The 15,496-nt window shown below is 35.1% G+C and carries 9 protein-coding genes; all 9 read right to left on the bottom strand.

The window, feature by feature from the left end; genetic code table 11:
* Positions 1-35: 35 nt before the first annotated feature.
* Complete coding sequence (gene secDF, locus B0A80_RS15505) at positions 36-3,008, bottom strand: protein translocase subunit SecDF (protein ID WP_070906976.1); 2,973 nt, start codon at positions 3,006-3,008, stop codon at positions 36-38.
* 227 nt (positions 3,009-3,235) lie between these two features.
* Positions 3,236-4,171 carry a malate dehydrogenase gene (mdh, locus tag B0A80_RS15500; RefSeq protein WP_017495355.1) on the bottom strand — a complete coding sequence of 312 codons (936 nt, stop codon included), beginning with the start codon at positions 4,169-4,171 and terminating at the stop codon, positions 3,236-3,238.
* A gap of 109 nt (positions 4,172-4,280) precedes the next feature.
* Positions 4,281-6,221, bottom strand: coding sequence for a DNA topoisomerase (ATP-hydrolyzing) subunit B (gene gyrB, locus B0A80_RS15495; RefSeq protein WP_089077845.1), 1,941 nt, complete (start codon positions 6,219-6,221; stop codon positions 4,281-4,283).
* Between the two features lie 346 nt (positions 6,222-6,567).
* A complete protein-coding gene (locus tag B0A80_RS15490; RefSeq protein WP_089077844.1) occupies positions 6,568-9,303 on the bottom strand; it encodes a M16 family metallopeptidase in 2,736 nt (911 codons plus the stop codon).
* 335 nt (positions 9,304-9,638) lie between these two features.
* Positions 9,639-11,252, bottom strand: a complete 1,614-nt coding sequence (gene asnB / locus B0A80_RS15485) for an asparagine synthase B (RefSeq protein ID WP_089077843.1) — start codon at positions 11,250-11,252, stop codon at positions 9,639-9,641.
* Between the two features lie 314 nt (positions 11,253-11,566).
* Positions 11,567-13,243 carry an asparagine synthase B gene (gene asnB, locus B0A80_RS15480; protein ID WP_070906979.1) on the bottom strand — a complete coding sequence of 559 codons (1,677 nt, stop codon included), beginning with the start codon at positions 13,241-13,243 and terminating at the stop codon, positions 11,567-11,569.
* A gap of 710 nt (positions 13,244-13,953) precedes the next feature.
* The gene (locus B0A80_RS15475) at positions 13,954-14,403 is read right to left on the bottom strand and encodes a hypothetical protein (protein WP_089077842.1); all 450 of its coding nucleotides are present in this window, start codon (positions 14,401-14,403) and stop codon (positions 13,954-13,956) included.
* A gap of 64 nt (positions 14,404-14,467) precedes the next feature.
* Entirely contained in the window at positions 14,468-14,815 is a 348-nt protein-coding gene (locus tag B0A80_RS15470) for an SH3 domain-containing protein (protein WP_017495362.1), read from the bottom strand.
* A gap of 91 nt (positions 14,816-14,906) precedes the next feature.
* Positions 14,907-15,437 carry a GNAT family N-acetyltransferase gene (locus B0A80_RS15465; RefSeq protein WP_089077841.1) on the bottom strand — a complete coding sequence of 177 codons (531 nt, stop codon included), beginning with the start codon at positions 15,435-15,437 and terminating at the stop codon, positions 14,907-14,909.
* Positions 15,438-15,496 lie beyond the last annotated feature (59 nt).

Below are 15,496 nucleotides of genomic sequence, written 5' to 3'. Positions count from 1 at the left end.
TACACCGGATCTTTTTCTATAACTTAAGCATTTAATTATGCGTTGTGCTTGTCTTCGATTGTGTGTTTGTCATCACTTGAAATTGTGTCAACCAATACCGGTGTAGCAATAAATAATGATGAATAAGTTCCTACCACAATACCAATTAACATAGCAAAGATAAATCCTCTGATAGATTCTCCACCAAAGATAAACATCGTTAATAATACAATGATCATCATTAATGACGTATTCAACGTTCTTGATAATGTAGTGTTAATAGAAGCGTTTACGATATCTTCAAAACTTCCTTTACGGTTTCCGATGATGAACTCTCTAATTCTGTCAAATACAATTACAGTATCGTTCATAGAGTAACCAATTACAGTAAGGATAGCTGCAATAAAGTGCTGATCCATTTCCATGTGGAAAGGCATGAATTTGTAGCATAAAGAGTAGATTCCTAATACAAAGATAACGTCGTGTGCTACCGCTGCAATCGCACCTAATGAATATTGCCATTTACGGAAAGAGATCATTAAGTATAAGAAAATAACCGCCATTGCACCTAATACAGCCCAGTAAGAGTTTGTTTTGATATCCTCAGAAATAGAAGCTCCAACTTTAGATTGTTGTACAACACCAATTCTTTTACCATCAAATGAGTTGATGAATTTTTCGTAAGAAGTGTTAGGGAAATATTTCGTTAACGACTTGTATAAAATTTGGTTCACTTCTTCATCGATAGCTACACCGTCTTCTTTAATTTTATATTTAGTTGTGATTTTCAACTGATCGTCATCACCTAAAATTTTCGCCTCAACCGGAGTACCGAAAGCAGCAGACAATTCATCTGATACTACAGTAGCATCAACAGGTTTTTCAAATTTCACCTGGAATGTTCTTCCTCCAACAAAATCAACACCTTCATCTAATCCGTTTACGAAAAAGATAGAAACTAAACTCACAACTACTACAATTGAAGAGAAGATGTATGTGAATTTTTTGATTTTAATAAAGTCAAAGTGGAAGTTTGTAAACCAGTTTTTAGTAACACTTGTAGAGAAAGTTAAATCTCCTTTTCCAGCAATGTTTCTGTCAATAAAAATTCTTGCGATAAAGATTGATGTAAACAATGAAGTTACGATACCAATCAATAATGTTAATGCAAAACCTTTAATTGGTCCTGTACCAAAAATAAACAAGATTGCTCCAGTTAAAACGTGCGTTACGTTTGCATCAATAATAGAACGCATTGCTCCGTGCCATCCGTAAGAAGCTACAACCGCATCAGACAACGATTTACCTTCACGCAATTCTTCTTTTGCTCTTTCAAATATAATAATGTTCGCATCTACCGCAGTACCTAATGTTAATACGATACCTGCAATACCTGGCAATGTCAATACAAAACCAAAACTTGCCATAATTCCGAAAAGGAAAAGTAAGTTTAATAATAATGCAAGGTTAGCATACCAACCAGCTTTACCATAATAGAATACCATCCATAAACAAACCAATAAGAATCCTAATACAGAAGAAATTGTACCTGCATCAATTGCTGCCTGACCTAAAGATGGTCCTACAACTGTTGACTGAATAATATCTGCAGAAGCCGGTAATTTACCTGCATTTAACACGTTAGCTAAATCTTTAGTTTCAGCAACATCAAAAGATCCGGTGATCTCAGATCTACCTCCGGCAATTGGTCCGCTTGTAACACCTGGTGCAGAGTAAACAATATTATCTAAAACGATAGCAATGTATCCTTTTTGAGAGAAAGCTCTTCCTGTTAATTCTTCCCAAACTTTAGCTCCCTGGCTGTTCATTTGCATAGAAACAGCTGGTTTTCCTAATTGGTCAAAAGTATCTTTTGCATCTGTAACTACTCCACCGCTCATCGCAGGAACGTTGTCTCTATTTCCTTTTAAAGCATATAATTCAACTGCTTCAATATCTTTTCCTTTTGCATCTTTAATTGTAGTTGGTTTACTCCAAACAAATTTTGCATTGTGTTGGTCAGCACCCAATAAAACTCTGATATCTGCTCTTTTAAAGTAAGCATTTACAGCAGCAGTATCTTTAGGAGCAAAATATCCTAAAACTGGTCCACCACCCTGACCTAACATTTTGTCAAATAATGGGTTGTTTCCTTTTTTAGTATCAACTGAATCTTTAGCATTATCTGTTAACAATGCATTCAATGAATCTTTAGCAACAGCTTTAGTTTCTTTTACTTTAACTTCAGTCTTTTTTAAAGCCTCGTTAGAAGCTACTAAGAAGTTACCAATTTCTTCGATTTTAAAAGTTTCCCAAAACTCTAATTGAGCTTTTCCACCTAATAATTTCTTAATTCTATCTACATCCTTAGCACCTGGAAGCTCTACTAAGATTCTTCCTGTTTCTCCTAATTTTTGGATGTTTGGTTGCGTTACACCAAATTTGTCGATACGCTCTCTAAGTACTTTGTAAGCACTTTCGATAGATTCGTCAACTTTTTTCTTAATTACTTTTTGAACTTGTGCATCAGACATTTGAAAATCTACACCACCTTCTCCTTGTAAACTTCTGTTTGCAAAAATATCAGGTGAAGCTAATTTTACTGATCCTTTTGAGTTAGCCTCAAAAGCTTCAAAGAACTTATTTAAATAGGTTTTATTTCCTTCTAAATTTGCAGTTGCATCAGCTAATGATTTATTAAATACCGGATTTTTAGAATTGTTTGCTAATCCTTTCAAAACGTCTTTAACAGAGATTTGAAGAATCACGTTGATTCCACCTTCTAAGTCAAGACCTTTATTAAGTTGTTTGTTTTTTACTTCGTTATAAGTAAAATCAGTAAAACCAAGGTTTAACACTTTTTCTTTTCCAATAGAATCTAAGTATTTTAATTCTTTATCAGGATTATCTCCTGCAAAAGCTTTAGCTTCACTTTTGACACTATTGGCCACAAAAGTGAACGAGAGTTGGTAAATACTTACCAATGCAAATAGAATTGCGAAAAATTTAATAAGTCCTTTATTCTGCATTATTACTAAAAATTAATTATTTTTTATTGTTTGTTTTTGTTTTAAAGTCCCATAGAATAAGCCCTGATATGATTTTTTAGCACTAAAAAATCAAGATCACGAATTACAACATTTTTTTTAACCCGAGCAAATATATAATTAACGAAAAGATTAACCAATTTATTTATTAATTAATCTCAAAAAAAAGACTGCAAAAGTGCAGCCTTTTCCTCTTTTTACGAAATTCGTTATACTAAAATCGATTTTAAAGCGTCATTCATGCTTCTCACCGCATCTGCACTTTTCGCAAATAAGGCTTTTTCATGATCGTTTAACTGAATGTCTAATATTTCTTCCACTCCGTTTTTACCAATTATACAAGGTACACCTATACAGATATCATTTTGTCCATACTCTCCTTCAACAAAAACAGAGCAGGCGATCATTTTTTTCTGATCATTCAAAATACTATCTACCAGATAAGCCACAGAAGCTCCTGGCGCATACCATGCTGACGTTCCCAAAAGACCTGTAAGTGTTGCTCCACCCACCATAGTATCAGCAGCTACTTTTTGCAATACTTCTTCTGAAAGAAATTCAGTTACCGGAATTCCATTATAAGAGGCCAGACGGGTTAATGGAATCATAGTAGTATCACCATGTCCTCCTATAACCATTGCCGAGATATCGTTTGCCGGTTTATCTAAAGCTAATGAAAGATAGGTTCTGAAACGAGAACTGTCTAACGCTCCACCCATACCAATAATTCTGTTTTTTGGTACTCCGGTCGATTTCAATGCCAAATACGTCATCGTATCCATTGGATTAGAAACTACAACTATTATAGTGTCCGGAGAATATTTCAGTACGTTTTCGGCAACTGTTTTTACAATTCCTGCATTTATGCCTATTAATTCTTCACGGGTCATTCCTGGTTTTCTTGGAATTCCAGATGTAATAACTACTACATCACTTCCGGCAGTTTTAGAATAATCATTGGTCACCCCAGATACTTTGGTATTAAAACCTGTATTTGTGGCACATTGCATAATATCCAACGCTTTCCCTTCGGCAAAACCTTCTTTAATATCCAACAACACTACTTCGCTTGCAATTCCTCTATAAGAAATAACATCTGCACAGGTAGCTCCAACATTTCCTGCTCCTACAATGGTAACTTTCATATTTTATACTTTATCGGTTATTAATTAATTTGTTTGTTTGATAAATCGACAATTCGTTTAATCGTTTAAGTAAATTTAAACAATTAAACGAATTGATGATTAAAATTTATTACGCATCGATATTAGCGTAAACTGCATTTTTCTCGATAAATTCTCTACGCGGCGGAACTTCATCTCCCATTAACATAGAGAAAACTCTGTCAGCTTCAGCCAAACTATCAATGGTTACCTGACGCAGAGTTCTGAAATTCGGATCCATTGTTGTTTCCCACAATTGCTCCGCGTTCATCTCTCCAAGACCTTTATAACGCTGAATTGCGGCGCTTCCACCCATTCTCTCGTTGGCCTGATCACGCTGAACATCATTCCACGCATATTCTTTCTTGTTTCCTTTTTTAACCAAGTACAAAGGTGGTGCAGCGATATAAACGTGACCTTCTTCGATCAGTTCTTTCATGAAACGGAAGAAGAACGTTAATATTAAGGTAGAGATGTGACTACCATCGACATCCGCATCACACATGATGATTACCTTGTGGTATCTTAATTTTTCAATATTTAAGGCTTTACTATCTTCTGCGGTACCCACTGTTACCCCTAAAGCAGTAAAGATATTTCGAATCTCTTCGTTTTCGAATACTTTATGGTGCATCGCTTTCTCCACATTCAAAATCTTACCACGCAAGGGTAAAATTGCCTGAAAATTTCTGTCACGACCTTGTTTAGCAGTTCCACCCGCCGAGTCTCCCTCGACAAGGTAAACCTCACATCTTGCAGGATCCTGCTCTGAACAATCTGAAAGTTTTCCCGGTAATCCACCACCGCCCATAACGGTTTTACGCTGTACCATTTCACGGGCTTTCTTAGCCGCGTGACGTGCCTGAGCAGCCAAGATTACTTTTTGAATAATGACTCTGGCGTCATTTGGATTTTCTTCCAGATAATTCTCTAACATCTCTCCAACAGCCTGAGAAACCGGAGAAACTACTTCTCTGTTTCCTAGCTTTGTTTTGGTCTGACCTTCGAATTGAGGCTCTGCAACTTTTACCGAGATAATAGCAGTTAATCCCTCACGGAAATCATCTCCTGCAATTTCGAATTTCAATTTATCCAACATTCCGGATGCATCAGCATATTTTTTAAGGGTTCTTGTTAAACCACTTCTAAAACCTTGTAAATGCGTTCCTCCTTCGTGTGTATTGATGTTATTTACGTAAGAGAAAATATTTTCTGTATAACTTGTATTGTAAATCAGCGCCACTTCAACCGGAATTTCTCCTTTATCGTGATCCATACTGATTACATGCGAAACAATTGGCTCGCGGTTACCGTCTAAATAACGAATATACTCTTTTAGTCCTTCTGTAGAATGAAAAACTTCGCTTCTGAATTCTCCTTTTTCATTTACTTCTCTTTTATCTATGAAAGTGATTGTAATTCCTTTGTTCAGAAAAGAAAGCTCACGCATACGAGCGGATAAAGTATCATAAGAGAACTCTGTAGTTTGTGTAAAAATGGTATTATCAGGGTAAAAAGTCTGACGTGTACCTCTTTTTTCCGTTTCTCCTATTTGTTTTACCGGATATAATGATTTACCTCTCTCGTACTCTTGTTCGTAGATTTTTCCTTCTCTAAAAACGGTAGATTTCATGTGAACAGAAAGGGCATTTACAACCGAAACCCCTACTCCGTGCAAACCTCCGGAAACCTTATAAGAATCTTTATCAAATTTACCTCCGGCTCCAATTTTAGTCATTACAACTTCAAGTGCCGAAACGCCTTCTTTTTTATGTAAATCAACCGGAATACCACGACCATTATCCTCAACTGTTACTGATCCGTCTTCGTTTATTGCAACACCGATGGTATCACAATGTCCTCCCATCGCCTCATCAATAGAGTTATCTACAACTTCATAAACCAAATGATGAAGCCCTCGAACTCCCACATCTCCAATATACATCGATGGACGCATTCTTACGTGCTCCATTCCTTCTAATGCCTGAATACTATCTGCTGAATAATTGTTCTTCTTGATTTCTTCGCTCATATAATTTATTCTAAAAAATGTATTTATTGTCTAACACGCAAATATATAAAAACGCAAATTATATATCCGTAAAATTCCGATTTAAAGCACTTAAGTTATCAACACAATTGTCTGAAAAACCTAAAAATATGCTTAAAAGAACACTTAAATTCCAATTTTCTTAAATTCCAATTTGCAAAATTTTAGAATGCAATAAAAAATCAATTGATTTTATAAAGTCTAAATTGCAAAACGCCTATTTTTTAAACTGTATAAAAAAACCGAAATAACATTATAAAAATGCATTTCGGTTTTTATGAATTCCCCCTAAATTGGAATTTGGGTTTTGGAATTTTTATATTAATTTTTATTGTTTTTTATTAAAATCTCCAACATAAACAGAAGTCATTTTATCTAAACTTAAGTACTTTTTCGCAACCGCATTTACCTCTTCGATTTTCAAGGCTTTAACTTTAGCTTCAAGAGTATCATAATCTTCCAAAGGAACTCCGTATTGCAGATAAACATTGGTCAAATCCATTAAAGTTCCGTCATCACCCAATCGTGTTTTTCTTTCATTAAGCCAGCTCACAAGATTTGATTTTAATTCTTCTGCTGTGAAGCCATCTTTTAATGCTTTTGCAATTTCTTCTTTTGCAGCAATCTCAACGGCATTTTTCTTCGTTGGATTTAAAAATGCATAATAAGCCCAATACGAAACATCATTGGTGATGGGTACATTTACGAACGACCCTGCTCCGTAGCTGATTCCTTCTTTTTCTCTCAATCGCATCGGTATTCTTGCGCTTAGAAAACCTCCGCTTCCTAACATTTCATTGGCCATCACAAAAGCAGGATAATCAGCATCTTTCTGAGTCATTTTAAAACTGATTTTACCCACAGCAACCGCATTTTCTTTATCAGGAGTAATGTACTCTTTATCGGCTTTCTGTGTTTCAAAATAAGTCGGTATTGCTCTTTCATATTTTGATTTAGAATTCCATTTACCAAAAGTACTCTCTAAAATCTGAGCTGTAGATTTCGCTTCTAAATCTCCCACTACAGTCCCTACTCCATTATTTCCTCCTAAAATATTTTTATAGAAATCAATAAGTTCCGGCTGTTTTATCTTTTTGTAAGCATCAATTTGTTCCTGAACGGTCGCAGTGTAAAAAATACTCTCTTTTGGATATTTAGAGGTTTGTCTTGAAACTTCGATAAATGCCAGAGAATTAGGATCATTTAAACTCGATTCTAAGTAGGTGTTATATTCACTGATTGTTTTGGTTAACTCATTTTGCGGAAAAGTAGCATTAGTCAATAAATCTCCTAAAATTTCCATTACTTCCTTAAAACTTTCTTTATAGGTACTAACATTCACAGTTAATGTTTGTCCTGAAAAACCAAATGACAAACTTGATTTCAGAACATCTAAACGATCACTAATTTGTTCTTTTGTACGGGTAGTTGTTCCGGTCTTTAACAATTGAGCCAAAATAGCACCAACATCTGATTTTCCGGATAAATCCTTTTCATTACTTACCGGAAATTTAAACGCTGCCTGAACTTTTCCTCCTTTAATTTCTTTTTTAATCAAGCCATACTTAGCGCCATTACTTAACTTTCCTTCAACAAAATTTTGTTTCAGATTTTTAATAGAAGCTTCAAACGGAGCTGTTTCTTTTTCAAGTGCTTTTCCTTTGTAATCTTTAGTAAAAGCTGCTAATTGCTCGTCAGTATATTCGACTGGCTTAACTCTTTGTTCGTCTTTCGAAGGAATAAACACTCCCACAGTTCTGTTGTTACTTTTAAAATACTTTTCAGCAACTCTTTGTATATCTTCTTTTGTAAGTTTTTCGATTGCATCTCTATACAGGAAACCTAATCTGTAATCACCTGCACCAATAATTTCGGTAAGATTTATGGCAAAAGAAATAGTGTTATTTTTAACCCCTTCAATTTGCTTGATAATTTTAGCTTTAGCTCTGCTTACGTCTTCATCCGTGTATTTGGTTGATCCAATTTTATCCAGTTCAGCTCTTACCAGTTCTTTTGTTGCTACAACATCTTTATCGTTTGGAACGGCTACTCCAAAGTACACAAAACTGGCATCTCTGGTGGTTGGCTGCCAATAATAAATACTGGAAATCTTTTGAGTTTCTACCAGTGATTTGTACAAATAACCAGATGGATCGGCTGTTAAAATTTCCCCCAGAGCATCAATGGCTGCATAGTCTTTATCTGCATAGGCTGCGGTGTGGTACAATGCCCCGATATTTTTGCTGTCACCGGCTCTTTTCAGCTCCACAAACTTTTCACCATCCTGCGCCGGCTCTATCGTATACGTTTTATCCAAAACTCTCTTAGGTTTTGCAATGCTTCCAAAATATTGACCTACATACTGCAATGCTTTTTTCTCATCAAATTTTCCGGCAATTATCAAGGTTGAATTATCCGGCTGATAATATTTCTCATAGAAAACTCTTAATCTGTTTGCTTTTACACGTTCAATATCTTCTTTACTACCAATGGTGCTCTTTCCGTAATTGTGCCACAAATAGGCCGAAGAAAGTATTCTTTCCTGTAAAACACCGTCAGGGTTGTTTTCTCCTATTTCGAACTCGTTTCTAACTACAGAAAATTCTTTATCTAAATCGGTCTGTAAAATAGTCGCATTGATCATTCGGTCTGCTTCCATTTCAATACTCCATTTCAAATTTTCATCATTCGATGGAAAAACTTCATAATAATTGGTACGGTCCAGCCAGGTTGTACCATTAGCAGCACCTCCTTTTTCAGAAAGCATTTTTTTAATATCTCCTAAGTTTTTAGTACTCTTAAAAAGCATGTGCTCTAACAAGTGAGCCATTCCTTTTTCTCCGTAACCTTCGTTTCTGGAGCCAACATTGTAAACAATATTTACCACCATATTACTTTGGGAAGCATCCGGAATCAAGAGCACTTTCAATCCGTTATTCAGGGAATATTCTTTTACTCCTTCGACATTTTTAATATATTTTGGCACGTCAGTTTTTTGTGCGCACACCGGACTTAATGAAGCTAGCGAGCAGCACAAAACACTGCTAAGCAATAAGTTTCTCATAGATAAAGTTTAAAATGGTTAGTTATTAATGGTAACCAAATATAATATTTTTCCTAAACACGATGAGCGATAATTAACTTAGTTTTTAGAAATGTTCAAGGATTCAAATCTTAATTTTCAAATTACAAGTTTCAGGTTTCAAGTTTCAAGTTTCAAGTTTTGAAATTTGGAATTTGGAATTTAGAATTTGAGTTTTAATAACTAAAAGTTTTCCTTCTTTCAAATCATAAAAAAATCCGGAACTACATTTGACATGTTTTTCCGGATTTTTTTTAAAACTTATTTTCAATAATGATTTTGTTCCCTCTATTAAGAAACAACACTCCTTGCCTATTTTAAGCAATAATTCCTGCTTTCGATTCAACACCTGCTTTGACGTGCGCTGCATTAGCTCTTCCGCTAGGATCCTGATTTTCCTGCCATTTCGGTATCCATTTTCTAACGGTTTGTGCTGAACTAACTTGTGGATAGAATTTATGGAAAATTGATCTGTACAGATAAGCTTCCTTAGTTGTCGGTGAATTATATGGAAATTCTACGCTTGCACCTGCAAGCTGTTCGTCTGAAACCTGTGCGGCGCAGAATTCAATCAATTCATCTACCCAGTTATATCCCACTCCATCCGAAAACTGTTCTTTTTGTCTCCATAAAACTTCCTCTGGCAAATAAGGATCGTCTGGTATATCAAAAGCTTTTCTTAAAATGTATTTTTCAATTCCATCGTAGGTTTTTGGTTGTTTTTCTATGGTTTTAATTCGGATTGACGCCTCTAAAAATTCTTTGTCCAAAAACGGAATTCTCGCTTCCAGTCCATGTGCCATTGGTATTTTATCGGCACGCAATAAATCAGCAGTAAACAATTTTTGTACTCTTTCGATCGTTTCATCCTGAAATTCCTCTGCTGATGGTGCATTTCTAAAATACAAATGACCTCCAAAAACCTCATCGGCACCTTCACCGGAAAGAATTACTTTAATTCCTTTATCAGCAATTACCTTTGACAACAGATACAAGGGCACCCCTGATCGCACCGAGATGATGTCATAAGTTTCAATATGATAGATTACTTTTTCTAAAACCTCGATTCCTTCTTCAATTGTAAAATAGATTTCGTGATGCTCTGTCCCTAAAAATGCTGCCGCAGATCTAGCTGCTTTATTATCAGGTGCATCAGCATCTAATCCGATAGAAAACGAATGCAGTTTTTCTCCGTTTTCTTTCAATAATCGAGCAGCAATTGCTGACGTTAATGAAGAATCTAATCCTCCTGAAAGTAATACTCCCACAGGAACTTCGCTCATTAAACGTTTACGGGTTGCTTCAATTAAAGTATTTCGAATTAAATCTAAATCTAATTTTTGATTGGCTTTGGAGTGGTCTTCATATTCGGGATTGTAGTATTTTACAAAACCGGTTTTACCTGTATAATAGTGTCCCGGAGGAAAAGTTGAAAAGGATTTGCACTGATCTGAAATGGACTTCATTTCTGATGAAAAATAAATTCTCCCTCTCTCATCCAGTCCATAATACAACGGTTTTACACCAACTGCATCTCTGGCTGCTATGTAATTATCTCCGTCAACAATTACAAAAGCAAAATCACCATCCAGCATATGACAAAACTTATGCCCAAATTCTTCGTACAAATGCACGATAACTTCTGAATCTGATTTTGTTCTGAAGCTATGCTCTTTTAAGACTGTATCTTTTAGTTCCTGATAATTGTAAATCTCTCCATCATGCACCATCCAGGCCTTGTTAGTTCCCTGAATAGGCTGCTTACCTGATTTTAAATCAATAATCGACAAACTTTCATGGCAAATGATACTGCCATTTTCCATAATATGCAAATCACTTTCATCAGGACCACGATGCGACATTCTTGCAGAAAGCTCTTTTACGAGTTGCGGGTCTTTACCTTTACCTATAACAGCTAATAATCCAGACATACTGTTCTATATTTTTTATTATTCTCTTTATTTTTTTTGGATATTAAATACGTTAATCCAATATTTAATATTTTTCTAATGTTTGGCTAAGCTAAATATTATTTCTGAATTTTATGTACTTATTCAGCTACATTTTTAGTTGTTTCCATTTTTATTTCGACAAATGCCAAATATAAAAAAGTAAAATCAGATCATTGCTTAAAAAAACCTTTAACTAACTGAAATAACACAATTTAACATTCTAAGACAAGAAAAACGTTCCCAGTACTGAGAACGTCTTTCGAAAATATATATACTAATTCTAAAAATACTTTTTATGCTTTAGCGTATGCATCATCATGCACACTGGCTACAGCTCTTCCTGAAGGGTCATTCATGTTTTTGAAAGCCTCATCCCATTCTAAAGCAATTTTTGTACTACACGCTACACTTGCTTCCTGAGGTACGCATAATGCAGCGGCATCACTTGGAAAATGTTCTGCAAAAATAGAACGATAGTAATATTCTTCTTTAGACGTTGGTGTCTGCAATGGGAACTTATACTTTGCATTGGCTAATTGTTCGTCTGAAACTTCTTGGGCTACCACTTCTTTCAAAGTATCAATCCAGCTGTATCCAACACCGTCTGAAAATTGTTCTTTTTGTCTCCAGGCAACACTTTCAGGTAACATGTCTTCAAATGCTTTACGAACTACCCATTTTTCCATTGGATGCTCTTTGTTGATCATTTTATCTTGTGGGTTGATTCTCATGGCAACATCCATAAATTCTTTATCCAAAAACGGAACACGTCCTTCAATTCCCCAGGCTGCTAAACTCTTATTGGCACGTAAACAATCGTACATGTGTAATTTACCTAATTTACGAACGTTTTCTTCGTGGAATTCTCTCGCGTTTGGTGCTTTATGGAAATACAGATACCCTCCGAACAATTCGTCTGCTCCTTCTCCTGACAATACCATTTTGATTCCCATTGATTTGATCACTCTCGCCATTAACCACATGGGTGTCGAGGCTCTAACGGTTGTTACATCATAAGTTTCTAAGTTGTAAATCACGTCACGAACAGCGTCCAATCCTTCCTGAATAGTAAATTTAATTTCATGGTGAATGGTTCCGATGTGTTTTGCTACAACCTGCGCTGCTGCTAAATCAGGTGATCCTTCTAAACCCACTGAAAAAGAGTGCAATTGCGGATACCACGCATCTGTTGTATCATCTGACTCGATACGTTTTTGTGCAAATTTTTTGGCTACAGCCGAAGTAATAGACGAGTCCAAACCTCCTGAAAGTAAAACTCCGTAAGGAACATCACTCATTAATTGTCTGTGAACTGCTGCTTCAAGCGCTTTTTTGATTTCAGGAATACTGGTTTCATTGTCTTTTACAGCTTCATATTCTGTCCAGTCTCTTTTGTACCATTGTACAAATTCGCCATCTTTACTGGTCATATAATGTCCCGGAGGAAACAGTTGGATTTTTGTACAGTACCCTTCCAAAGCTTTTAATTCAGAAGCAACATAGAACGTTCCGTGCTGGTCCCAACCAATGTACAATGGAATAATTCCCATGTGATCACGAGCTATAAAATACTCATCTTTCTCTACATCATAGATTGCAAATCCAAAGATTCCATTCATTTCATCTACAAAATGAGGTCCTTTTTCTCTGTAAAGTGCTAAGATTACCTCACAGTCACTTTCGGTCTGAAAGTTGTATTTTCCCTGAAATTGTTTACGTAATTCTCTGTGGTTATAAATTTCACCGTTTGCAGCCAAAACCAGTTTTTTATCTTCAGTAAATAATGGCTGTTTTCCTGAGGCCGGATCTACAATCGCCAAACGCTCGTGTGATAAAATTGCTTTATCATTACTATATATTCCGCTCCAATCCGGTCCGCGGTGACGGATAATTTTAGACATTTCCAAAACCTGAGGTCTTAAAGTCTCAGCTTTTTGCTTTAGATCAAAGGCGCATACGATTCCACACATAACTATATATTTTTAATTATAAAATTTTAACTTGATGAAGCAAAGATGCGATATCAGTTACAATTGAAAAACACATAAGTTATTTTTAATTACAATTTAAAATCAAAAATCGATTTTTACATACAAAACATAAAATTTAAGCATTTAAAAAAGCCTCAAACTTAAAAATTTCAATTTTAAGCTTCATAAAAGAAAAAAAAGCAAACTAACAGAGAAATATTTAAGTTAAATCACAGCAAATATCAGAATCATTAACAGATTCTCAAAGGGAAGAATAAATACTGTTCTGAAATTATTGTTTCAATCAACCCCGAAGTTTAGGGAGAAATTATCTAAAGATTGATAAACTTTATATTGATCGTTCCTAAGGAACTTATTAATTGGTATTCATGCCTCTTCAACGGATTAAAATCCGTTGCTCCAAAATAAACCGTTCCTCCGGAACTTGTATATAAAAGCCTTGATCTTTACATATATTGTAACAACGGATTTCAATCTATTGAAAAAAGTAATTAACAATACATAATTTCTAAAGAGCAAGGTATAAGAGCCTTGGACTCGACATATATTGTAGCAACGGATTTTAATCCGTTGAAAAAAAATCATCAAAGCAAAGTTCCGGAGGAACGACACATTTAGATTAAAAAAATTAAGCAAAAAAAAACAGCCCCAAACAAAGAGAAACTGCATATTAAATAAAGAGAATCCATTTAACTAATTTCCTGAATTAGATATTTCGTTCCGTTAATTTCAAAAGTAAACCCCACTTGATTTCCCATCAAGTGTGCTCCCAAAGGAGATTGAGGTGAAAGTGCAATAACATTTGTGCCTTCAATATTAATTTTAGGAAGCGCCACACTTACATACAAAAAGATTCCATTGGCTTTTACCAAACTTCCCGAAATGATATTTTCGGTTGTTTTTGAAGCATCAATTTTGTCTAAAACTGCTTTTTGAGTCATTGCTTCTTTCAATTTATTCGTCAATTTTTCCTGTTCGATATGCATCATAGACAAAGCAGTTTCATGTTTGTCTCCGGCAGAACCCTTTGCATCGTTTTTAGAATCTTCGGTCAAAGCCGAAATCATATCTCTAAAAACGTCAATTCGATCCTGAACCATTTGCTGGTAATGTGTATGTATTTTTTGTTTGAAAGTCATTTTTTTTGAGGTACTGAGGTTCTGAGTTGCAAAGGTTAAAATTAGAAATGAAAAAAAAATACGCTTAACCTATTATTTCATCAGGAATCCATCCTTCATCATTATTTATAATTTTTCTTACCCAAGTCCAGCCGTTCAAACTCTTAATTTTTAGAATCTCATCGTCTTTGTCAACGTCGAGTTCTTTTGCAGTGTAATATTCTAAAACTTTAGCCTCCTTGTTATCCTCAGAAATTTCAAGTATCTGAATGGGTACCCAGCCTCCATTAATTCCGTTATCTGCCCAAATCCACCCTTTCCACTTTTCTTCTGTTTCCTCTTCTCCTAATTTTACAATCTCACCCTTATCGAGAGTAATAGGATTTTCATATTGTGTTTTATAGGTTTCAAGAATTTTAAATACTTCTGTCATTATACAGCTCTTTTAATGAAATGAGTTTTTTTGGAGGTACTGAGGTTCTAAGTTGCAAAGGTGCAAAGTTTTTTTCTCTTTGTTTTATTTTTTATTCAAAGAAAGCCGATGGATAAACTACTTTTCCGCTTACTCCTGACAATCCATTTTCGGTTAAAGGAATCACCATACAATTTTCTGCCGGAACATCAAAAGGCATTTCGATATTGTATTTTTCACAAAGTTCATAACCAAATCTCGGATAATAATCGGGATGTCCTAATAAGATAACTGATTTATATCCTAATTCTTTCGCGACTTCATGAGCGTGCACGATAAGTTTCGAACCAATTCCCTTTCCTTGAAATTTTGGTAACACTGAAACGGGAGCCAATGCCAAAGATTCAAAAGATTCTGTATCGTTTTTAATTTCTAATTTCGTCAATAAGATATGTCCTGCGATTTCATTCTCCACTTCGGCAACAATAGATAATTCCGGAATAAAAGCAGCTGATTTTCTTAACCTTTCAACTAAAAACTGTTCTTTATGATCGCTGTATTCTTCTTTTTCAAAAGCTTTTTCAATTAAGTCAAAAACACTTTTGTGGTCCTTTTCATTTTCTTGTCTGAGTTTAATTTTCATCTTAATTATTTTAATTATCTGTCTATTTAACCGCAAAGCACGCAAAAGTTTTTATCATG

The organism is Flavobacterium tructae (assembly GCF_002217475.1).
GTDB classification, from domain to species: domain Bacteria; phylum Bacteroidota; class Bacteroidia; order Flavobacteriales; family Flavobacteriaceae; genus Flavobacterium; species Flavobacterium tructae.
The sequence above is the reverse complement of the archived record's forward strand: the minus strand, read 5'-3'. Positions and strand labels throughout refer to the sequence as shown.

Excerpts from the sequence above, each read along its gene's own strand:
- asnB (WP_070906979.1), bottom strand. The coding sequence starts at position 13,243 with ATGTGTGGAATCGTATGCGCCTTTGATCTAAAGCAAAAAGCTGAGACT.
- asnB (WP_089077843.1), bottom strand. The coding sequence starts at position 11,252 with ATGTCTGGATTATTAGCTGTTATAGGTAAAGGTAAAGACCCGCAACTC.
- B0A80_RS15465 (WP_089077841.1), bottom strand. The coding sequence starts at position 15,437 with ATGAAAATTAAACTCAGACAAGAAAATGAAAAGGACCACAAAAGTGTT.
- gyrB (WP_089077845.1), bottom strand. The coding sequence starts at position 6,221 with ATGAGCGAAGAAATCAAGAAGAACAATTATTCAGCAGATAGTATTCAG.
- mdh (WP_017495355.1), bottom strand. The coding sequence starts at position 4,171 with ATGAAAGTTACCATTGTAGGAGCAGGAAATGTTGGAGCTACCTGTGCA.
- secDF (WP_070906976.1), bottom strand. The coding sequence starts at position 3,008 with ATGCAGAATAAAGGACTTATTAAATTTTTCGCAATTCTATTTGCATTG.
- B0A80_RS15475 (WP_089077842.1), bottom strand. The coding sequence starts at position 14,403 with ATGACTTTCAAACAAAAAATACATACACATTACCAGCAAATGGTTCAG.
- B0A80_RS15470 (WP_017495362.1), bottom strand. The coding sequence starts at position 14,815 with ATGACAGAAGTATTTAAAATTCTTGAAACCTATAAAACACAATATGAA.
- B0A80_RS15490 (WP_089077844.1), bottom strand. The coding sequence starts at position 9,303 with ATGAGAAACTTATTGCTTAGCAGTGTTTTGTGCTGCTCGCTAGCTTCA.